The sequence below is a fragment of the Bacillus sp. 123MFChir2 genome, assembly GCF_000383235.1.
In the GTDB taxonomy this organism is placed as follows: Bacteria; Bacillota; Bacilli; order Bacillales; family Bacillaceae_G; genus Bacillus_A.
The window spans coordinates 1-19,529 of record NZ_KB910976.1 but is presented as its reverse complement, the minus strand read 5'-3'; the positions used below and the strand labels follow the sequence as shown (position 1 = coordinate 19,529).

The window sequence follows — 19,529 nt, the reverse complement described above, 5'->3', positions numbered from 1 at the left end:
AGAACAAAATACGACTTGCTATTCTTCTCTCTATAAATCGTTTAACAGTCTAATATTATATTTTAGAGTCTACAATAAAATATTAGACTGTTAAAAAATATAAAAACCCCATTATTTTCAATTAAATGATATTAGCTACAATCTCTCGCGCGCGATTGTCCACTACTTCATAATAAATTTCTAACCCTTTTCGAGTGCCCGAAACAACTTTCGCAGCTTTTAACTTCGCTAAATGCTGACTCACTGTACTTTGAGGCATGTCTAATTTCTCATACATCGTTGTTACGTTCGTAGGTCCTTTTGTAATTAATGTTTCAACTAAATTTAAACGCACTGGATGTGCCAATACTTTTAATACCTCTGCAATATCTTCATATCTTTCTACTATTTCAGCCATATTCCATTTCTCCTTTATATATATATAGTGATTATAATGATTCATTATATTATTCGAAGAGACCTCTCGTTTTATGTCCGTCGTTTGAAATTTTTTTAAAAAAGTTTAAAAAAATTTTCAAAAATTGTTAGAAATGAATTTAACAACGTTTTTTTGACTCTGAAGCGAGATTCTCCATAATGAAGAAATATATAAGTCGCTGCTATGCATGGCCAGTTGCTCTGGTCTCCTCCCTTAAAAAAGGTGGTTTTTATGTCATTTTTTCAATTTGTATTTATATAGTAATGATTACTCGTAATTAGGTGAAACTAAAAGACATATACAACAGTTCTTATTGCAGATGAAACGGACGGTGATCACAAATAGAACAGCACTTAAATTATGTCATTTCGCATTATGGATATTTCGGACTAATTATGGCATTAGTTGGAGGTATTATCGGATTACCAATACCAGATGAAACGTTATTAACTTTTGTAGGATATTATATATTTCAAGGGAAGATGCACTTCTCTATCGCCTTATTAAGTGCATGGTTTGGCTCGGCAGTTGGTATTTCCCTTAGTTATATATTAGGAAAAAGACTTGGACTTCCCTTCTTAAAAAAATTTGGCCCTAAAATGCACATTACAGAAAGCAAAATTGCTCGGACACAAACTCTCTTTCAAAAAATCGGTCCTCCTTTACTGATTTTTGGCTACTTCATTCCAGGTGTGCGGCATGTTACTGCCTATTTAACCGGCATTTCCAGTCTGCGTATTCGGACATTTTGTCTGTACGCTTATCTAGGAGCATTCATATGGAACTTTACTTTTATTCAATTAGGATTAGTATTCGGGAAAGATTAGCATCTAATCAACCATTATGTTCACCGTTATGGGCTTGTTTTATTAATTGTACTAATCATTTTTGCCATTCTTGCCGCTTTGGCTTTTCTATACATTCGCAGAAAAAAAACAAATGCAACGCAATGAAATCAAGAAAACCCACCTTCCAAAAGGTGGGTTTCTTCTTTATTTATGCGTTTTATTTGGCTTTTTCTTGCCTGGGTTCCCGTTACCTTGACGCTTTTTATTACGTTCTGCTTTCTCCTGTGTATCGTGCAGTTTCTCTACAAAATTACTACCGTTATCCATAGTTGCAGCCTCCTTGGTTATCGTTCTTTTGTTACTATAACCAATTGCACATAAAATCATGAAGTATCGCTTTACTTTACTTTAATTTGAATAGGTGGTAATGGTTTCTCTGCGTGATACGGTGACATCAGTACCTCTAGTACATAATCCTTTACACTGAAATTCTCCACACCATATTTTCCATCTAATTGAAACGTTCCTTCAAATTGAAGTTTTTCCTTATCTAGTACTTTCACTGTACTTCCTTTTACATTATGCCCACGCGGTACAATATCATAATTCACGTACGAAGAATCAGTTAGATTCATCGTCTCACCAAAATTGATTAACTCGTCCATAGATATATGTTTTGTATCGACATTTTGAAGTGTGTAATTCACAATTAGCCGCTGACTCTTATGCTCGATGTGGTTAACAATGATTTTGAAATCACTGCGCGTGCTCTTAATTTCAAATGGTGTTTTTTCATCTAGCTTCACAATTGCTGGTTTTTCTGATAATCGTACAAAAGGATATATTGTAATGAATTCCGCACTATCAGGAATTTTTTCGAAAATAGAACGTTCTTCGGATTCTACATGACCGTTCACTTTTTCCCTGCCAAATTCAATTCCTGAAGTGGACATATGAACTTCTTTCCCCTTATCATCTGTTATTTTATGGATTCGCGCTAAGTCGTTCTCTCCTACAAGCGGATAAATTGCTTTATAGTCAATCGTTGCAGATTCTTTACCGACTGTAATCGTTCCAAAGTTAAATGTATGCTGTTCATCCTCGCTGCTAACCGACTGCTGCGGGTTGATTTTTTCATTCTCTAATTGCTTCACTGGAATATCAAACTTCCAGAACCCTCTCGTTTCCCCGATAGATGTAATGGTAATTGGCAATGTTGTATTCGGCGGCAATTCTTTTTCTGGATAGTTAATCTCAATGTTTCCAAACCAACCATTCTTCGTCACTCTCCCGTCCATCGAGGCTGCCATCATCCACCTTGGACTTCCGTCAGCAAGCTTACATGTATAATAGAAACTACCATGAGATACAGCACTTTTCCCTACTTTATCTGGATTATCAACCGTAAATGTTATCCCGATCCGGCCACCATCGTAATACACGCTTTTCATTGTTACACTAATCCCATTGCTTACTGCTTGTTGATTCAATTCTGTTACAAGTTTGCTCGCAAACAAATTTTGCCCCATCGTATCATGAAAATAATCATACACTTTTCCTATAAGCGGAACTTCCGCTAGTACACGATTCATTTGCGGGAAAATAAACCCTGAACCTAGCACACCTATACATACTGATGCAGCGGCTAACCATGCAATCTTTCTTCGTTTATCTTTTCTTTTTACTGGCTTTTCTTGCTTCGCTCTATTCATACCTTTTTTTATCGCGATCTGTAAATCTTCCCGAGGAACTTCGATTTTATTTATTTCATCATTAACCCACTGTTTATCCAATTCTCATCACTCCCTCCTAATAATTTTTTTAACGATTTTCTTGCTCGATGCAAATACGTTTTGACAGTTCCTTCAGGTACATTCATATGCCACGCAATTTGATTTATCGGAAGATCGTAATAATAATGTAAAATAATAACCGTTTGATAATTCTCGTCGAGTTTTCCGATTGCTACTTGCAAGTCAATGTTTTGCTCAATTCGGTTTGCTACGTTTCGTAGATCTCTACATTCTCTGCTATCTTCTAATTGTTGAACCTTCTTCTTCTCATTTAGTAATTGGTAAGCATTATGTATTAAAATACGCGTCAACCACGTCAGAAAAAAGTTTGGTTTTTGTAATTGCTCTAAAGATATGTATGCTTTATAAACTGTTTCTTGTACGACATCTAAGGCATCTTCTTTATTTTGCACATACATGTAAGCTGTGCGATATAATTGGTCTTGATGGAGGCTAATGAGCTGTTCAAATGCTTCATCATCTCCTTTTTTTGCTTTTTTTACTAACTTTATTTCATCCATCTTATCCCTCCTTCCACTTATTAGATAGGATATGGAATGTTTTGGTTTCAAAAATTTATACTTCTTACATAAAAAAACGTCCCAACATAGCTGAGACGTTTTTTAAGACAAATTTGTTGATCTATTTCTCTAAAATTGCTTCTAACTGTTTCACTTGCGCTGCTACAGTATGTAACGCTTCAACAGACGTTTCATTACGTCTTCTTTCTTCTTCCACACTTACGAGTACATCCTCTGTCGCAGTGGATGTTTGTTGAATGACAGTAGACGCGTACGTGACATCTTGAACGATATTCGTCGTTTTCACCTGGAAGCTTTCTTGATGTTGAACAATTTCTGTCATTAACCGATTAATAGAATCAATAAATATACCAAGGCTGCTTACATTTGCTAGAACGTCCGACAACATTTTATTACACTCTTCTTGCACTTTTTTCCCTTTCCCGACTTGCTCTTCTATCTTACTTGCTTGATTGCTAAAATCTTTTAAAATGCCTTGAATACTTCCAGCCGAGCGATTTGACCCTTCCGCAAGTTTTAATACCTCACTCGCTACAATCGCAAACCCTTTTCCATGCTCGCCCGCTCTCGCTGCTTCAATATTGGCATTTAGCGCTAACAAACTCGTTTGATCTGAGATTCCTGTAATTACATCCGCAATCTCCGTAATCCTTTTCGATTGCTCTGTTAATTCTCCAAATATAAGTCCTGACTGTGTAAGAATTCCACTTAAGCTCCGCATATGTTGTTCAAAGTTTTGCAGCGTGCCTACACTTACCTTCGAAACTTCTAAACTTTCATCAACATTTGTCGATACTTCTCTTACCTGTGAAATAATGTGTTCAATATTTGTCTCCATATCATTCAGTACTTCTACAGAACGTGACATCATTTCTGATTGAGAGTGCGCCCCCGTGGCTACTTCTTGAAAGGCAACATTAATTTCTCCTATCGATTCCATTGAATTATTCACATTATTTTTTAAGCTATTAAAATTTTGATCTAATTTTAGAACCGTTTCTTCAATTAGCCTTTGCGTATTTTCTAATTCCACAGCTTTTCTCATTACTTCTTGCTTTTCTTTATTTAGACGTACAAGAAGACTTTTTCCGATTTTCGTAACACCCCACATTGCCAGCGTCACAATCGCCAGTAAACTTGCGAAATTAGCTGCTTCCGAAGCGGCAGTATAAGCAAAAAACTGCTCTGGCCAGTAGTTACAAAGGATAAATGCCGTAATAACAGCGACTCCTCCAAGCATTAAAATAAGGCGCTCACTTAAATAAATTAAGGAAACCGCTAATGTAAAATAGACCATTTGAAAAATAGCTGGACTTTCATTAAACGTTTGAACCATAATATACGACATCACTAATAACATACAGGTCATAATATATTTATACATATAGACCATTTTCGGAACGAGATTAAGGAGAGTCCCTACTATAAACAGAGAGGCACCGCATACCCAAAACGGGATCGCTCTAGCCGTAAAGATATATCCGTAATAACTAATTGCAGCGATTCCTAAGAAAAAACTGAACATGCTAATGAACAGTAATAAATGATTTTTTTGTGATTCTTGCTCAAGATTAGAAAAGCATTTTCTCTTTAACCACTCCATATACGAAACTTTCCTTTCAAAATAAAAGTTAACCACAAAATAAAGATTATTTTAATTTGAATACTGCACTTACCGGATTATGATCGCTATTTTCAAACTTCAGATCATTCCCATGTACATTTACGATTTCTACATTTGGCGAAACTAAAAATCCATCAATAATCGTAACGAAATTTTCACCTTCTACATATTTTTTCACATCATCGCGAACAGTCCAAACAGTCGGGTCTACTGCCCACTGGAATCCACCGTCTGTGAAATCTTTTGGCAACTCTACTAACCATTCAGGCCATACTTTTTGAAACTTCGGATCTTTTAGTTGTACATCAGAAACGAGTTGATTCCAATCACCGCCAAGTATCACATAGTCTCCGTTTTTATAGTGTTCGTTCATATACTCTTTCAAATAATCAACTTGCTGCCTTCTTATTTTTCCGCCTTTATCATAAGCAGATAAATGAAGGTTGACTAGTCTTAAATATTTCCCATTGCTCACAGGAATTTTATGCTCAACAATTGCTCTGTCTAAATCAAATAGTTGTTTTGGCCAAGGCTCTTTCCCCGGCAGTTGAAATCTTGTTGCTGTATCAATCTTATACTTAGAAAACGAACTCATTCCTGAATTCGCATATCCCATTGGATTAGTAATCGGCACAGGTACCCACTGTGCATGATAGTTATGTCCGAAAGAAGATTCATAGTTCTTCAAACCATTCTTAAATACGTCATATTCATTCACATCAAATGATCTTGAAGATTTTGTATCCACTTCTTGTAATAAGATGAAATCAGAATCTTCTTTTTGTAAAAAAGATAGCATGTTTTTCAGATTCTTTTCTGTTTGTTCTTTACTACTAGAACGAGAGCCTTCTCCCCCGTCCATAAAAAAGTCTTGATCTTTATCCAAACCAGCATATCCTATATTAAAAGTCGTCGCTGTAAATGTGTCTCCCTGTTTTAAGACCTTTTCATTTTTATTTTCTACATTTAATTTCAGAACACTAACAGGTTTCTCATCTGTAATCATAATATAGGCTAAAAATACAGCTACACTACCGCATACTAATGCTACTAGTAATAAAAGCGCTTTAAATATTTTTTTCAAATAAATAACCCCTTTTTATATCAAAATAAATGTTTCTACAAAAATATACTGTAAATACCTCCTTTCTTCAATAAATAAAAATAATTCAGAACATTATATGTTATGTTATGATAAATAAATATTACTTACTTCATAAAGAAACAAGTTTATTTTACCACATTAATAATTTTATATCTTTATATTTTGATTAACAAATAATGATGTTGTTAATATTTTAAAATCATTATATAAATATAAAAAACGTCTCTAATACTTGAGACGTTTTTTCTTTCCTCCAATATTTTATATGTTGATTATCATCCAATCTCTTATTAACAATATCCATCTATATTACATTGCATTCCATCTAACTCATTTTCTTTACTTTTTGCTAGCTCTTGATCGATTGCTTTTGCTAATCTTTCTTTGCTCGCTAATCCTTGAATCACTTCATCACCAATGATAAATGTTGGAACCGCCATAATTTGTGCTTCTTCGTAAGCATGTCGCAACACTTCTTCTTGTACGTCTTTATACTTTCTTGATACTAATGCTTCTTTAAATGATTCTTTAGGGAGTCCGACTTCCCCTGCCAATTTTGTTAATACTTCGATATCTTCAATATTTTGTTCTTCTTGGAAAAAGGCAGCAAACACTCTATCATGAAACGCATTTCCTTTTCCATGTTCCTTCGCAAAGTGGTATCCCTCAAAGGCAAGGTTTGTATATGGGTGCGGAGAAACACGAGGTAAATGCATTTCTACCCCTAATTTTTTTGCGGTAGGAACAATAAATGAATCCCATGAACCTAGCTTGTCAGGCTCCTTCCACGGATCAATTTTCGGATATGGACTTGGACGTAATTCAAATGGCATCCATTCTACTTCTACATCTTTCCCCTTTACAATCTCATCCAAAGGAGCTTTTCCTAAAAAACAAAATGGACATATAAAATCAGAATAAGCTTTAATTTTTACAGTCATGTTTATGTTCCCTCACTTTTCTTTTCATTGTAATCAATTTAGTTATAACTAAATTTTTAAAAATTACTTTGCAGAATGTATTTGATTTACTAATGGTGTAACTAATTTCTCCATTGTTATGCTTTCCAATACGAGCTCAAGCGCTTCTTGTGCCTGAACTAAAATCACTTCTAAAACGGCTTGTATATTTGCTCCCACCGGACAATTAGGATTGGGATTTTCATGAAAATGAAATAACTTTCCACTATATACTCTGAAGTACAAATAGAAGGTGGATTATTTTTTAGGAAAGATCGAATATACACAGCAATTGTAAAACGACTACTAATTTTTATGTTTATCGCCCTATCGTTGTAATCATTTTAGTTACATCTAAAATAGAAGTCAAGTGTCCTTAAAAATATTTTTTCAACTTGATAGCCATTTTAAGCGTTCAGCATATAAGTCGATGCTATGGAATTTATACTATGACCTGCACTCGCTTTCTTCTTTTGTTTTAAACTTTGCATGTGGTAGGAAAAGGCCCTGACCGTTTCTATGCGCGGTCAGATGCTCTCCCCCACCTAAAAAAGGAAAAGGTTTTATGCCTATTTTTCAACTTGTATATATTGTTCATTTCAGTACTTAGGAAATCTTACGAAACTGTCATCTTTATGTAAGGTTATTAAATAGTTTCCGTACTGTTTCCATGTAATAATAAGAGCATAAGAAATAACAATAAACTTTTAAAGATTATAGGAGCGTGTTAAAAATGATCGTAACAACAACTAATACTATTCAAGGCAAAGAAATTATCGAGTATGTAGACATCGTAAACGGTGAAGCAATTATGGGTGCTAATATCGTACGTGACCTCTTCGCTTCTGTTCGTGACGTTGTAGGTGGCCGTTCTGGTGCATATGAAAGTAAATTAAAAGAAGCTCGTGACATTGCAATGGAAGAAATGAAACAACTTGCAACGCAAAAGGGTGCTAATGCAATCGTCGGTATCGATGTAGACTACGAAGTGGTTCGTGACGGAATGTTAATGGTGGCAGTAAGCGGTACAGCTGTACGTGTGTAAATAGTTAGAAAAGGAGCACCTCTTGAAGATTGAGGTGCTCCTTTTTTTATAATGAGTTACACATCAAACTCTTTTGATTACCTAATCTTATTGCCGCTGTCCCTTTTCTCGGTTCCCTACAGCCCAAGCTAAAAATAAAATTGAACTCGTTACTACAATCGCTGTGAAGATTCCCATTACCATTTCCCCTTACTTTACATAGTATTATCTACATTGTACCATTCCATAGTTTTCCAAACAATTCTCGAAAACCATATATTGCTAGGGAAAATCGCTTTTTGTATAATTATTATAATACAACCTAATTTGCACAGGAGAAAACCTATGAAACGAAGGCCATGGTATTTACGAGACAAGTTCTTATATATAATCTGTATCGTTATCCCCTTAGTCGGATATGTAATTGTTCTATCTAACAAAAAGAAATTTGACCATGAAGAATGGGTGTCCTTCCTTCTAGTATCTACAATTACAACTTCTATTTGGGTATTGAAATTTCTTCCTGATCCTATCTATCTTCCGGCAACATTCCTCGCGCTGTTACTAATATATATACTTATCAAAGATTGAATATCTAAGCTTCTAAGCTTTTTCAAAAAATGTTGGTTAAATTCGTTTGAGTAATCCTCAATTGCCACATTTTACTCAAATTCAAATAGTCTACGTATAAATTTCACCCAACCCAAGTAGGAAAATCCTAAAATAACGGACCACAAAAATGCCAAACGAATACTCCTCGGAATCGATATCCATAACTCCAATATCCGCCAAGACATATCATCTTTGCTGTTCTTTTTCATCACAGTATCACTCCGCCACAACTGGCAATACAATCATAAACTGAACTACCCCATTCTCATATTCCGCCCGTATTTCTCCACCTTCTAGTTCCACAATACTTTTGGCAATCGCAAGTCCAAGCCCCGATCCTTCTGATACCCTGCTTCTTGATTGATCTTTTTTATAGAAGCGTTCAAATAAGTTCTCTAACTCTTCTTTTGTAAACTCTTCACTCTCGTTTGCAATGGAAATGCGAATGTTACGGCGCTCTCTTTGAAGTGTAACGATAATTTCTCCCTCATCTTTACTATACTTAATGGCATTCATTAATAAATTATCAAACACGCGGACCATTTTTTCTGAATCCAAGGAAGCGTATAAACGATCTTCCGGAAATTCTTTCACAAAGGAAAGACCATGTTCCTCTGCTTGCGGTACAAGTTCTTCAATTAATTGATCAAGAAGTTCGTTTACGCACACTTCTTGTTTTTCTAACATAATTTTTTCATTTTTTAACTTTGTGTATTCGAATAAATCTTCTATTAGGTTCTTCAACTGCTCTGACTTTGAAAAGGCAATTTTTATATACTCATCGTACTGTTCTCTATTTTCATATTTGGCATCGCGTAATAAACGCAAATATCCCATAATAGAAGTAAGCGGTGTTCGTAAATCATGCGATACATTAGTAATTAACTCATTTTTTTGCTTTTCAATTTTTCGTTCTTTTTCAATATTCACCATAAGCTCTTCTGCCATATGATTAATATTTTCTGTTAATAAGGCCATTTCATCTTTTCCCTTTTTTTCAATTCGATATGCTAAATTCCCTTTTGCGATTTCTTTCACACCTTCTGCCATTGCTTCAATTTGCTTCATCTTCCTTTTTGTTATATAAAAGAAAGAAAATAAAAAAGTAACAAGGCCAACCAAAAACGGAAACGGGCTATCACTTTGGACCTCTATAATATTCCCTTGGGGTATACCACTTGCAATTAAATACATGTTTTTTTCTTGAATTGTAACAGGATAAAAAGTTGTAAATTCTTTACGCCTACTTTCATGTATTACATCTTGATTTTCATAACTAGAGCGGTTTATTTTAAAGCTCATGATATTACGAATGGTACTATGAAGATTAATCTGTTCTTCCTGAGCCCCTTTTGTCTTATATACAACTTTTCCATCCTCATCTACAATTAAAACTTTCAATGTTCTCTGATACTCTGGCCATTCAAGAATTTCTTGTACGTTAATTAAAGCACCCTCTCTTGTAATAACCCCAACAAGTCTTTCTGCGGTTGTATCGATTCCTCGCATACCTGACGAATAATCAATAACAGCATGCTTATTGACTCCTTGAAAAAGCGGAGACGATGCCCAACCTCCTATCACACCGAGCAGAATACAAAAAGCAAACGTAGCCATAAGTTGTACACGTATACTCTGTTGTACCCCTCTTATGATTTTATATAATATTTTTTTTACAGTTCGAATCATCCAACCAATCGGTCTAAATATGTTTCTAAATATCTTTTTCAATCTTATATCCCACTCCCCACACTGTTTTTATATAACGAGGCTTCCTCGGAGTTTCTTCGGTCTTCTCGCGGATTTTTCGAATATGTACCATAACCGTATTATCAGATTGGAAGGAATGTTCTTTCCAAATGCGTTCATAAATTTGATCCGCACTAAATACCATCCCGCTATTTCTCGCCAGTAACTCTAAAATCGAAAATTCCCTCGGTGTCAATTTCACTTCTTGATTTGCAACAATCACTTCATGCGTTGCAACATTTATTTTCATATCACCAATTTCAATTTCATCTGTATTTTGCACAAAACCCCCGCTCATTTTCATATACCTGCGCAGCTGCGATTTAATACGTGCAATCAATTCTAATGGATTAAAAGGTTTCGTAATATAATCATCTGCTCCGGTTGTTAAGCCTAAAATTTTGTCCATGTCTTGCGTTTTAGCCGATAACATAATAATTGGCATCTCCGCTATTTCTCTTACCTTCATACACATATGAATACCGTCTAGCTTCGGCATCATAATATCTAATACAACTAAGTGTACTTGTTGCTTTTGTAATATTTCTAACCCCTCTGCACCATCCCCAGCTTGAAGCACTTCATATCCTTCATTCTTCAAATAAATCGCAATCAAATCACGAATTTCTTTTTCATCATCTACGACAAGTATTGTTTCTTGACTCACACTCTCTCCTCCAACATTAGTAATCTATTATAGGAATATTCTAACAAACAAATTTGATATTTTGTTACATTATCCCTTAATCTCTTTCCCTATGTAGTACACGCCGAATATTACCACAAGAATACTCCCAAAAACGAACCCATACTTCGTTGTGAGTTCTACAATGTGATTGATATTACCTCCAAACATATACCCAAGCATAAAATACAACAACGTCCAAACAAATCCTGTCACATATGAATACAAAGCATACGCTCTAAATGACATATTGTTGATTCCAACTAAGTAAGGAACGATATGTCTCACTACCGGTATAAAATAGCTAATTACTAATGCATAATGTCCATATCGATCAAGCAATGCTTGTGATTTCCAAAGATACTTCGCCTTCTTCTTTTTCATCAATGCATCCAAAACTTTGGAACCGACTGTCTTTCCAAGGATATACCCTAACGAAAGCCCCGATACAACGCCTAAATACGTTAATAGAAAAGCCGGAATGGGCATTAATATATGCATAGATGAAACCAATCCGCCGCTCATCACGACCATTTCATCTGGAATCGGCATACCAACAATTCCTAACCATAAGCAAAAAAACAAAGCCCCATAACCGTAATGCTGAATATAAGATAACAATTCATGTAACTCCATACATAACAGCACTCCCTACTTCTTTTCTACAATCCAATACATAAGCTGGCGGGAAATTAAACCAAACCTTTGTAACAGATACTTTCGGAAAAAAAGTTTGTATAAACGATTTCCGGGTGAGCGAATATTGAAATGTAATAAACTCACCATGTTCTTGTAACACATCCATCACATTGCTTAAAATACGCGATGATACTTCCATCGGTAACGAAGTAAATGGTAAACCAGATAATATATAATCGACGCTGTCTATCTGTAACTCTCTCATATACGTTTGTATATTTTCAGCCGATCCGTGAATAACGAAAACATTCGGATCATCCCTAAACTGTTTCTGTAAATCCCTCACAAAAACTTCATTAACTTCAATCAGAATAACCGTGGTGTGTTTCTGTTTTCGCCTCGTAATCTCTCTTGTAAAAACCCCTGTGCCTGGCCCTAATTCCACGATGTATTTTGCATCTTCAAAATTAATTGCATCCACCATTTTTTTCGCTAATAGTTTCGAACTCGGTGCAATCGCTCCAATGTGTTTAGGATGCTTGATAAACTCAGCTAAAAATGTAATAAGTTGCATTGAAACATCACCTCATTTCATCGGTATTGTATAGGTCTCAGTATAAATTGCATTTCTTAACAAATAATGGGGAGGTTTCTTAAGTTTTTCTTAAGAAACCTCCCCTATAAAAATCCCCTTTATGTACTGCTTTACGCTACCGATTCATTCTTCCCAAATGAAAAAAGGGCGGTCATTCGAATCATACAAAGTGGCAACAAAGTTCATGCCAAAATCAATTCCTACAACTTCATAGCGTCTGTCCATTATCAATTGTAAATATCTGCCCCGTAATCGATTCTTGCGTCAATTGAAACAGGATTGCATCAGCAATTTCATCAGGTGTTGAAATTCTTTTCAGCGGGATGTTCCCAGCAAGTTGATGCATCTTCTCTTCATGATCCGCCCACCACCTTGTATGAACTGCACCAGGAGCGATACTATTCACTCTAATCTGAGGTGCGAGTGAGATAGCTAACGATCTTGTCATCGTATGAATGGCCCCTTTTGTTACTGCATACGGAACAGACGAACCTAGTCCTGTTGTCCCAGCTACGCTTCCTATATTCACGATTGCACCCGACCCTTGCTTCTTCATATAAGGAACAACAGCCTTTATACAATGAAACATCCCTTTCACATTTACGTTGAAAAGAGTATCCCACACTTCATCTGTTACAGACTGCAAATCATCCATCGGTATTTGCGCTGTTATACTCGCATTATTTACTAAAGCATCTACTGTTCCAAAAGACTCCACAGTTTGCAGGACCATATCTTCCACTTCTGCTTCTATTGCAACATCAGCTTTTAAAACGAGCGCTGTACCTCCGCGCTTTACAATTTCATCCCTTGTTTCTACTGCTTCTTGTTCCGAACGGCTGTAATTGATGACAACTTTCGCCCCTGCATCTGCTAGCTTCAAAGCCGTCGCCCTTCCAATACCAGTACCGCCGCCTGTTATCATGACTACTTTATCTTTTATCTCCATTTTTACTTCTCCCCCTATCGTATTTGTTATCACTCATTGTATCCTTGCTCTTACGAAAGGTATAATACAGAATAATAAGGTTGATATCATTTCAAATGATATCAGTGGAGGGATCTATTTTGGAAAGTCATGACTTATGGATTTTTAAACATGTTGCCGAATTACAATCTATCTCTAGAGCTGCCGAAAAACTCGGATATGTGCAGCCAAATATTAGCCAGCGCATAAAAGGTTTAGAAGAAGAACTAGGTGTTAAATTACTGAAGCGTAATAATAGAGGGGTAACATTGACTGAAGACGGAAAAATTTTGTTGGATTATACAAACAAAATTATGATGTTAATGGATGAAGCAAAATCAAAACTAAACCCTAAAAAGTGGCGAGAATCTTTAATTATCGGGGCACCACAAACCATTTCTGCTGTGAAAGTTCCCCGCTTACTCTCTGCCTTTTTACAGTCTAATCAGAGCATTGATGTAAAAGTAAAAACGGCTAACAAGCTACAATTACAAGAAATGCTTGCTTACGGGGAGGTTGATGGAATTTTCATAAGCGGTTCATATAACGATTCACAGTTCGAAAGTGTTTATCATTATTTTGAAGACATCGTACTCATTTCTCCAAATGAACAGCAGCAGCCAACACTACTTGTAAATGGTGATCCAAGTTGTATATATAGAAACAAGCTATTAGATTTCGCCGAGAAACAAAATTGGAGTCAACCAGCCATAATTGAATTTGATTCTCTTGAATCTATTCTCCAAGCTGTTCATGTCGGACTTGGGATCAGCATCCTACCAGCAGATGTTATAAAAGAACTGAAAGACATACAGCATAAAAAACTACGAAACAAAATGAAGGTTGATTTTATTATGAAACACGGAAAACAAAGATCCCAAAGTTTGGAGAAATTTATTTTGTTTTTGAAGGAATTATAACGTTTACTCTTTTCTTGATTTGGAAACAATAAAATAAGCAAGGCTAAAAACGATTGTATACTCTAGGAAGTTAATTTCCCGCCATATAAATCACTGCTATGCAGAATACAACATGCCCGTTACTTGCTCCTTGTGTTTTAAACATCGCGCGGGGCAGAAAAAGGCCCTGACCGTTTCTATGCATGGCCAGTCCCTCTCGACCATTTTAAAAATGCTTTTCTGCCTTTTTTTCATAAAGTAACTGAGTAGTTACAAGAATTCTTACAATATTGTAAGAATCTTGTTAGACAATTCGATGTTTCCATTTCTTCATTCCATGTAAGCTAAGGCTAGAGAATATGACAAAGGAGCGGATTCTGATGAATGAAAATCAAGATTTAGTATTTACCCAAATTGTTACTTGTTCTTGCTTAGGCGGTTTTGTATTATTATCTTGTCTTGCTGGTTTGATCAAGGTTGCTCATCAATTTTTCATGTAATAATAGAAATTACTTAAAGGAGTTAGACACCGCGATGATTAGGATGATAAAAAAGATAGCAAATTAAAAAAGGATTACCTTTTGTGAAAATACAAGGTAATCCTTTTTCGTTTTTATAAATACTTTATGCCTTTTTCACAAATTCAGATTTTAATTTCATCGGTCCAAAGCCATCAATTTTACAATCAATATCATGATCGCCATCAACTAAACGAATACTTTTTACTTTCGTACCGATTTTTACAACTAATGAGGTTCCTTTTACTTTTAAATCTTTAATTACTGTTACAGAATCACCGTCTTGTAACACGTTTCCGTTCGCATCTTTAATTACTTTTTCATCTTCATTACTTGCAGCTTCTAACGTCCACTCATGCGCACATTCTGGGCAAACAAATAGAACTCCATCTTCGTAAGTGTATTCTGAATTACACTTTGGACAATTTGGTAAATTTGACATCAGTTTAGTTCCTCCACTCGTTATATATACTTTTCTATACTGCCATAGTCTTCTTTTATTGACAACCCTACCCGTGCATAACAAAAAAAGGAAGCATAAACCCGCTTCCTTTTTTGTTAACTCCAAAAGAATTGAACGATCTTCATTCCCGCCCATACCCCAATAATCCCCATAATTGCTGAGAAAACGGGAGGTGCAGGAATTGGGAGCTTTAATAGCGTAAATATCACCCCTACGATTAATCCTGCTAAAGTTGACATAAAAATTTCATGCATATTGTCTTCCTCCTAGATGCTTTATTTGCGAGTATGTCCTTTTATTACTATTCCCCACCTGTATTTTTTGAATTCCTCACAATGCATCCCGCCACTCCTTTTTAAAATATCGGCGAAATTTGAAATATATCGGCGCTTCGACAAAAAGCGCCACCTTTCACCCGCTACCCACATGAGAAAAAGCGCCGCTCCATCCAATAAATCATACGGCAAGGGGGCCTCACTATACAAATGGTGACAAATTATGAATCATCATACAAAATTCATAAAATTTGAATTTTACAATTGAATATTTTGTTAGTAAATCGCAAAAAATCTATTATTTCATTTCCAAATATTGATGCTGGAAAATACACATTCTGATTGCATTATGATAGTTACCATCAACGAAAAATTCATCTTGTAACTCACCTTCAATTATGAAGCCGACTTTTTTGTAAATATGTGTAGCTTTTTCGTTTTCTTTATCTACGACTAAATACAGTTTGTGCATATTTAATACTGAAAAAGCGTAATCCATTGCTAAACGAGTTGCACATGCTGCATAACCATACCCCTGATACTTTGGATCAATGATAATTTGGAATTCTGTTCTTCGATGAATATAATCAATCTCTACTAATTCAACTAATCCAACCATACTATTATCTTTTTCCACTATAAAGCGCCGTTCACTTTGATCATGAATGTGCTTATCATATAAATCTTGCAACTCCACAAAAGCTTCATAAGGTTCTTCAAACCAATAAGACATAATATGTGCATTGTTATTAAGCTCATGAACAAATTTTAAATCTTCTCGCTCTAAAGGGCGTAGTTTAAGTTCCTGACTCATTTTTTCAATCTCCTTTATGACTCTTTATTCATATTCTAAGCTTTTAAGTAACTTGAAGGTCAATAGTATAAAAAAATAGTGCAGACCATTATCCTGGTCTGCACCATCCTTTTATGTTTTAATGTTTCTTCAAATCCCTCATATTAGATATATATAAAGCTATGACTAAAATGAGAATAGCTCCTGCATATAATAATGTTTCAAGGGGTTCATCATGAGAAACAATAATTAATCGAATTAAAGCTGTAATTCCTATATAAATAAAATATCGTAATGGAAAATGATAATTCGACTTGAAATATTTAATAATTAATGCAATAAATTCAAAGTATAAAAAGTAAACAATAATACTTTCAACTAAATCATAGGATGTGTATTTTTTGATGAAAATATGTATTGTATAAATGTAATCGTTTCATTAATTAAAAAGATAGATAGCACAAGAGATAATATGATAAGAGCTATATTTAATATCCATTGTAAGACACTGGAAATAAACTCATCAACATTAAATGATCGCATTTCTTCTAGCCCCCCCTATTGATAAATCATGCTAATACATTATAACAAACCCGCCTTACTATACAAACGATGACTATTTAGTAATCACAATTGTAAAACTGTTTTTTAACGATGCGATTTTACAAATCATAAAGCAAGCTAATCATGAACGCATGAATATAAAACAAAAAATCACCTTTAGAAAAACTAAAAAGTGATTTTGATGAAACTATTAGTGAATATCATGCTTTTTGAAATTACCGCCCTTTACTTCTGCTACGTCATATACCGTAACAAAGGCATTTCCATCAATTTCATGAATGATTTCTTTCATTTTACTTTCTTCTAAACGGTTAATGACACAAGTAATTTCTTTAAATTGTTCACGTGAATAACCGCCGTAAACTTCATTATACGTTGCACTTCGACCTAAGCGATCTCGAATTGTCTCTACCATTAATTCAGGTTCCTTTGTGATAATTTTAAATGTTTTAGAACCACTTAAACCTACTTCAACGATGTGAATAACTTTAGAAGCAATAAAGTAAGCAATTGCTGAAAGAATGGCCCCTTCAAGACCAAATACTGCGGAGACAAAAATAAAGACAAACATGTTTAAAAATAAGATGAGGTCACTTGTCCCAAAAGGTAATTTTCGAGAAAGTAATACAGCTAACATATCAATTCCATCTAATGCGCCGCCATTACGCAATGCTAACCCCATACCAAAACCGATAATAATTCCCCCAACAACGGTAACTAACAATGTATCACCGTGAATAATAGTTGGTATTCCGTGCATAAGAACCGTACCAATTGCTAATGAAGCAATACCGATAATCGAATAAATTGCAAAGTTTCTACCAATTTGCTTATACCCTAACCAAACAAACGGAATGTTAATGATTGCAATGAGAAGTCCAAGTGGTAATCCAAGTAGCTTGGAGCTAACGATACTTAAACCCGTAACACCACCATCTGATACATTGTTTGGGATTAATACCGATTCTAATCCATATGCTGTTATAAATGCCCCAATAATAATCATTAGTACTCGTAAACTGATTTTTAGTTTATTTGGCTTTTGTTTTTTGATTATGCTCATGTAATTCCTCCGTTTCAAAATTTTTCTCTTTTCATGACTACCCATTTTGAGTCAACTAGACTACTCTTAATAATTATTCTAACATATTGTCACCAAAATACTTCTTCATACGCATTCCCTCTTTAAGCAGAATTCTTAGCAGTCCTTCCTAAAATATGAAAATGATATCATATTTACCTTAAATATCTATATAAATACAAGTTGACTTTTTAACATATAAGTCGCTGCTATGCAGAACAAAACATGGCCAGTTGCTCTCGTCTCCTCCCCTAAAAAAAGTGGTTTTTATGTCATTTTTTCAATTTGCATTTATACATATTGAACATATTAAAAGCTCCACATATAACACCGTGCTTTTTAAAACTGGTAAACACTTCACTTTCCAGAACGCATATTGATGTACTGACTTCACTAAAATATATAGTAAATTCAAAGGAAATTATTATGAATGAACTAGAAAAAAACAAACCCTCCTACCAGAGAGTTTGTTCTCACGTACATTGCTTTTGAAAAAACAGCTTAAGGGGAACTGTTTTATCCATTTTATCATACAGGTAACAGAAGTGATGTTGAGAAAGTTTAATTTTAGTTAAGATAACCACATAAAATGTTAGCGAGACCTACATAGTAAATCTTTTTTGTGTCGAATCACCGATATATTTGTAGCCAAGTAAAAAAGCGCCCTCTAAACAGGGCGCTTCCACTTCTAATTAATGACTAATACTAGCACTTGGGTATAATGTTGTCCCTCCAATTGAAACTTTGATTTCATTTGTTAATGGAACATTTTGTTCATTAATAATTGTTCTCCACCATTCCCATGCAAGGCCTGTACACTCTCTTGCTAAGACTTTTACATTTTTTGAATTTGGTGGAAGTGGTATAACAGTATTGAAATGAGCCGTTTTGTCTCTGTTGTTTCCTTCCCAAGTTTTATGGATTAATACTTCTTTTCCATTTTCATCATATGAGAATTCATCCCAAGATACATCAAATTGAGCAACGTATGCGCCGTAATGATCAAGCGTCATTTTCGCACTAGAATATTCTGTAGTTGTAGTCTCAATATAATCTGTATTGTTATGAACAGCAGCAGTTGCGTTATCTTTTAAGAAAGTGCTTGTATATGAAATTGGGTATGCTGGATTTTTAGGGCTTAATTCTGCATTATCTTTAATGATATTTCGGATTTCGTTAAAATCTTTTGTAACAACCTTGTTATGCTCTTTTGCATCTCCGCCTAATACTACAGCAGTAAAGGTACTGTCTTCAAAAATATCTTTGTACTGTCCACTCGCTTCAACGCTTTGACCCTTAATTAAGGCTTTAAAAGCAGCTTGTACATCTTTGCTCTTAGATGATGTTTCTAATTTCACATAAACTGTTCTACCATAAGCTACATTTGACACCATAACAGGCGGAGCCTCATTACTTACTCCTTTACGAGTTAACTC

The 19,529-nt window shown here is 35.0% G+C and carries 21 protein-coding genes and 3 pseudogenes; 5 read left to right on the top strand and 19 right to left on the bottom strand.

Going from position 1 to position 19,529, the window contains the following annotated elements; all coding sequences use genetic code 11:
* Positions 1-121: 121 nt before the first annotated feature.
* Complete coding sequence (locus tag H280_RS0119860) at positions 122-397, bottom strand: ArsR/SmtB family transcription factor (RefSeq protein ID WP_020062872.1); 276 nt, start codon at positions 395-397, stop codon at positions 122-124.
* A gap of 416 nt (positions 398-813) precedes the next feature.
* Between H280_RS0119860 and H280_RS24005 the strand changes: the two are divergent.
* A pseudogene (locus H280_RS24005) lies at positions 814-1,371 on the top strand (DedA family protein).
* A gap of 39 nt (positions 1,372-1,410) precedes the next feature.
* On the opposite strand, the gene H280_RS0119850 reads toward H280_RS24005, so the two are convergent.
* The 7 genes and pseudogenes from H280_RS0119850 to H280_RS25360 all read right to left on the bottom strand — a co-directional run bounded on the left by H280_RS0119850 (position 1,411) and on the right by H280_RS25360 (position 7,546).
* Positions 1,411-1,533 (bottom strand): DUF4023 domain-containing protein, encoded by a 123-nt coding sequence (locus H280_RS0119850; RefSeq protein WP_020062870.1) that lies wholly within the window; start codon positions 1,531-1,533, stop codon positions 1,411-1,413.
* Positions 1,534-1,604: 71 nt separating this feature from the next.
* On the bottom strand, positions 1,605-2,999 hold the full coding sequence (locus H280_RS0119845; protein ID WP_020062869.1) for a DUF4179 domain-containing protein: 1,395 nt from the start codon (positions 2,997-2,999) through the stop codon (positions 1,605-1,607).
* Positions 2,969-3,520 (bottom strand): sigma-70 family RNA polymerase sigma factor, encoded by a 552-nt coding sequence (locus H280_RS0119840; protein WP_020062868.1) that lies wholly within the window; start codon positions 3,518-3,520, stop codon positions 2,969-2,971. The genes H280_RS0119845 and H280_RS0119840 overlap by 31 nt, the downstream gene beginning before the upstream one ends.
* Positions 3,521-3,641: 121 nt before the next feature.
* Positions 3,642-5,144, bottom strand: coding sequence for a DUF4077 domain-containing protein (locus H280_RS0119835; protein ID WP_020062867.1), 1,503 nt, complete (start codon positions 5,142-5,144; stop codon positions 3,642-3,644).
* A 46-nt stretch (positions 5,145-5,190) separates the two neighbouring features.
* On the bottom strand, positions 5,191-6,171 hold the full coding sequence (locus H280_RS0119830) for an endonuclease/exonuclease/phosphatase family protein (RefSeq protein WP_442852834.1): 981 nt from the start codon (positions 6,169-6,171) through the stop codon (positions 5,191-5,193).
* 389 nt (positions 6,172-6,560) lie between these two features.
* Positions 6,561-7,211, bottom strand: a complete 651-nt coding sequence (locus H280_RS0119825) for a DsbA family oxidoreductase (RefSeq protein ID WP_020062865.1) — start codon at positions 7,209-7,211, stop codon at positions 6,561-6,563.
* A 63-nt stretch (positions 7,212-7,274) separates the two neighbouring features.
* Positions 7,275-7,546 (bottom strand): annotated as a pseudogene (locus tag H280_RS25360) (hypothetical protein).
* 416 nt (positions 7,547-7,962) lie between these two features.
* Between H280_RS25360 and H280_RS0119820 the strand changes: the two are divergent.
* Both H280_RS0119820 and H280_RS0119810 read left to right on the top strand, forming a co-directional pair.
* Complete coding sequence (locus H280_RS0119820; protein ID WP_020062864.1) at positions 7,963-8,274, top strand: heavy metal-binding domain-containing protein; 312 nt, start codon at positions 7,963-7,965, stop codon at positions 8,272-8,274.
* 324 nt (positions 8,275-8,598) lie between these two features.
* Positions 8,599-8,844 carry a hypothetical protein gene (locus H280_RS0119810; RefSeq protein WP_020062862.1) on the top strand — a complete coding sequence of 82 codons (246 nt, stop codon included), beginning with the start codon at positions 8,599-8,601 and terminating at the stop codon, positions 8,842-8,844.
* Between the two features lie 237 nt (positions 8,845-9,081).
* Here H280_RS0119810 and H280_RS0119805 read toward each other — a convergent pair whose 3' ends face one another.
* The 5 genes from H280_RS0119805 to H280_RS0119785 all read right to left on the bottom strand — a co-directional run bounded on the left by H280_RS0119805 (position 9,082) and on the right by H280_RS0119785 (position 13,482).
* Positions 9,082-10,554 carry a sensor histidine kinase gene (locus H280_RS0119805; RefSeq protein ID WP_034304023.1) on the bottom strand — a complete coding sequence of 491 codons (1,473 nt, stop codon included), beginning with the start codon at positions 10,552-10,554 and terminating at the stop codon, positions 9,082-9,084.
* 25 nt (positions 10,555-10,579) lie between these two features.
* Entirely contained in the window at positions 10,580-11,281 is a 702-nt protein-coding gene (locus tag H280_RS0119800) for a response regulator transcription factor (RefSeq protein ID WP_020062860.1), read from the bottom strand.
* A 69-nt stretch (positions 11,282-11,350) separates the two neighbouring features.
* Positions 11,351-11,935 (bottom strand): DedA family protein, encoded by a 585-nt coding sequence (locus H280_RS0119795; protein ID WP_020062859.1) that lies wholly within the window; start codon positions 11,933-11,935, stop codon positions 11,351-11,353.
* Complete coding sequence (locus H280_RS0119790; RefSeq protein WP_020062858.1) at positions 11,922-12,512, bottom strand: class I SAM-dependent methyltransferase; 591 nt, start codon at positions 12,510-12,512, stop codon at positions 11,922-11,924. Before H280_RS0119790 ends, H280_RS0119795 begins: the two co-directional genes overlap by 14 nt.
* Positions 12,513-12,741: 229 nt before the next feature.
* A complete protein-coding gene (locus H280_RS0119785) occupies positions 12,742-13,482 on the bottom strand; it encodes an SDR family NAD(P)-dependent oxidoreductase (RefSeq protein ID WP_020062857.1) in 741 nt (246 codons plus the stop codon).
* 119 nt (positions 13,483-13,601) lie between these two features.
* Here H280_RS0119785 and H280_RS0119780 point away from each other — a divergent pair, with 119 nt between their 5' ends.
* Together H280_RS0119780 and H280_RS25880 are read left to right on the top strand one after the other, a co-directional pair.
* Positions 13,602-14,420 (top strand): LysR family transcriptional regulator, encoded by an 819-nt coding sequence (locus tag H280_RS0119780; RefSeq protein WP_020062856.1) that lies wholly within the window; start codon positions 13,602-13,604, stop codon positions 14,418-14,420.
* A gap of 359 nt (positions 14,421-14,779) precedes the next feature.
* Complete coding sequence (locus H280_RS25880) at positions 14,780-14,899, top strand: DUF4027 family protein (protein ID WP_020062854.1); 120 nt, start codon at positions 14,780-14,782, stop codon at positions 14,897-14,899.
* Positions 14,900-15,023: 124 nt separating this feature from the next.
* Here the strand turns inward: H280_RS25880 and H280_RS0119765 are convergent, their stop codons facing one another.
* The 6 genes and pseudogenes from H280_RS0119765 to H280_RS0119740 all read right to left on the bottom strand — a co-directional run.
* The gene (locus H280_RS0119765; protein WP_020062853.1) at positions 15,024-15,359 is read right to left on the bottom strand and encodes a zinc ribbon domain-containing protein YjdM; all 336 of its coding nucleotides are present in this window, start codon (positions 15,357-15,359) and stop codon (positions 15,024-15,026) included.
* A gap of 116 nt (positions 15,360-15,475) precedes the next feature.
* Positions 15,476-15,634 (bottom strand): XapX domain-containing protein, encoded by a 159-nt coding sequence (locus H280_RS0119760; protein WP_020062852.1) that lies wholly within the window; start codon positions 15,632-15,634, stop codon positions 15,476-15,478.
* Positions 15,635-15,953: 319 nt separating this feature from the next.
* On the bottom strand, positions 15,954-16,469 hold the full coding sequence (gene speG / locus H280_RS0119755; protein ID WP_020062851.1) for a spermidine N1-acetyltransferase: 516 nt from the start codon (positions 16,467-16,469) through the stop codon (positions 15,954-15,956).
* A 118-nt stretch (positions 16,470-16,587) separates the two neighbouring features.
* Positions 16,588-16,991, bottom strand: a pseudogene (psiE, locus tag H280_RS24000) (phosphate-starvation-inducible protein PsiE).
* Between the two features lie 211 nt (positions 16,992-17,202).
* Complete coding sequence (locus tag H280_RS0119745) at positions 17,203-18,075, bottom strand: YitT family protein (RefSeq protein ID WP_020062850.1); 873 nt, start codon at positions 18,073-18,075, stop codon at positions 17,203-17,205.
* A 710-nt stretch (positions 18,076-18,785) separates the two neighbouring features.
* Positions 18,786-19,529, bottom strand: a 744-nt coding sequence (locus H280_RS0119740) for a thiol-activated cytolysin family protein (protein ID WP_020062849.1), incomplete at its 5' end; no start/stop codon positions are given.

What these genes read in the sequence shown, in the direction of transcription:
- H280_RS0119840 (WP_020062868.1), bottom strand. Translation starts at nt 3,520, where the DNA reads ATGGATGAAATAAAGTTAGTAAAAAAAGCAAAAAAAGGAGATGATGAA.
- H280_RS0119790 (WP_020062858.1), bottom strand. Translation starts at nt 12,512, where the DNA reads ATGCAACTTATTACATTTTTAGCTGAGTTTATCAAGCATCCTAAACAC.
- H280_RS0119860 (WP_020062872.1), bottom strand. Translation starts at nt 397, where the DNA reads ATGGCTGAAATAGTAGAAAGATATGAAGATATTGCAGAGGTATTAAAA.
- H280_RS0119765 (WP_020062853.1), bottom strand. Translation starts at nt 15,359, where the DNA reads ATGTCAAATTTACCAAATTGTCCAAAGTGTAATTCAGAATACACTTAC.
- H280_RS0119825 (WP_020062865.1), bottom strand. Translation starts at nt 7,211, where the DNA reads ATGACTGTAAAAATTAAAGCTTATTCTGATTTTATATGTCCATTTTGT.
- H280_RS0119850 (WP_020062870.1), bottom strand. Translation starts at nt 1,533, where the DNA reads ATGGATAACGGTAGTAATTTTGTAGAGAAACTGCACGATACACAGGAG.
- H280_RS0119835 (WP_020062867.1), bottom strand. Translation starts at nt 5,144, where the DNA reads ATGGAGTGGTTAAAGAGAAAATGCTTTTCTAATCTTGAGCAAGAATCA.
- H280_RS0119820 (WP_020062864.1), top strand. Translation starts at nt 7,963, where the DNA reads ATGATCGTAACAACAACTAATACTATTCAAGGCAAAGAAATTATCGAG.
- H280_RS0119795 (WP_020062859.1), bottom strand. Translation starts at nt 11,935, where the DNA reads ATGGAGTTACATGAATTGTTATCTTATATTCAGCATTACGGTTATGGG.
- H280_RS25880 (WP_020062854.1), top strand. Translation starts at nt 14,780, where the DNA reads ATGAATGAAAATCAAGATTTAGTATTTACCCAAATTGTTACTTGTTCT.
- H280_RS0119805 (WP_034304023.1), bottom strand. Translation starts at nt 10,554, where the DNA reads ATGATTCGAACTGTAAAAAAAATATTATATAAAATCATAAGAGGGGTA.
- H280_RS0119810 (WP_020062862.1), top strand. Translation starts at nt 8,599, where the DNA reads ATGAAACGAAGGCCATGGTATTTACGAGACAAGTTCTTATATATAATC.
- H280_RS0119760 (WP_020062852.1), bottom strand. Translation starts at nt 15,634, where the DNA reads ATGCATGAAATTTTTATGTCAACTTTAGCAGGATTAATCGTAGGGGTG.
- H280_RS0119830 (WP_442852834.1), bottom strand. Translation starts at nt 6,171, where the DNA reads ATGATTACAGATGAGAAACCTGTTAGTGTTCTGAAATTAAATGTAGAA.
- H280_RS0119785 (WP_020062857.1), bottom strand. Translation starts at nt 13,482, where the DNA reads ATGGAGATAAAAGATAAAGTAGTCATGATAACAGGCGGCGGTACTGGT.
- H280_RS0119745 (WP_020062850.1), bottom strand. Translation starts at nt 18,075, where the DNA reads ATGAGCATAATCAAAAAACAAAAGCCAAATAAACTAAAAATCAGTTTA.
- speG (WP_020062851.1), bottom strand. Translation starts at nt 16,469, where the DNA reads ATGAGTCAGGAACTTAAACTACGCCCTTTAGAGCGAGAAGATTTAAAA.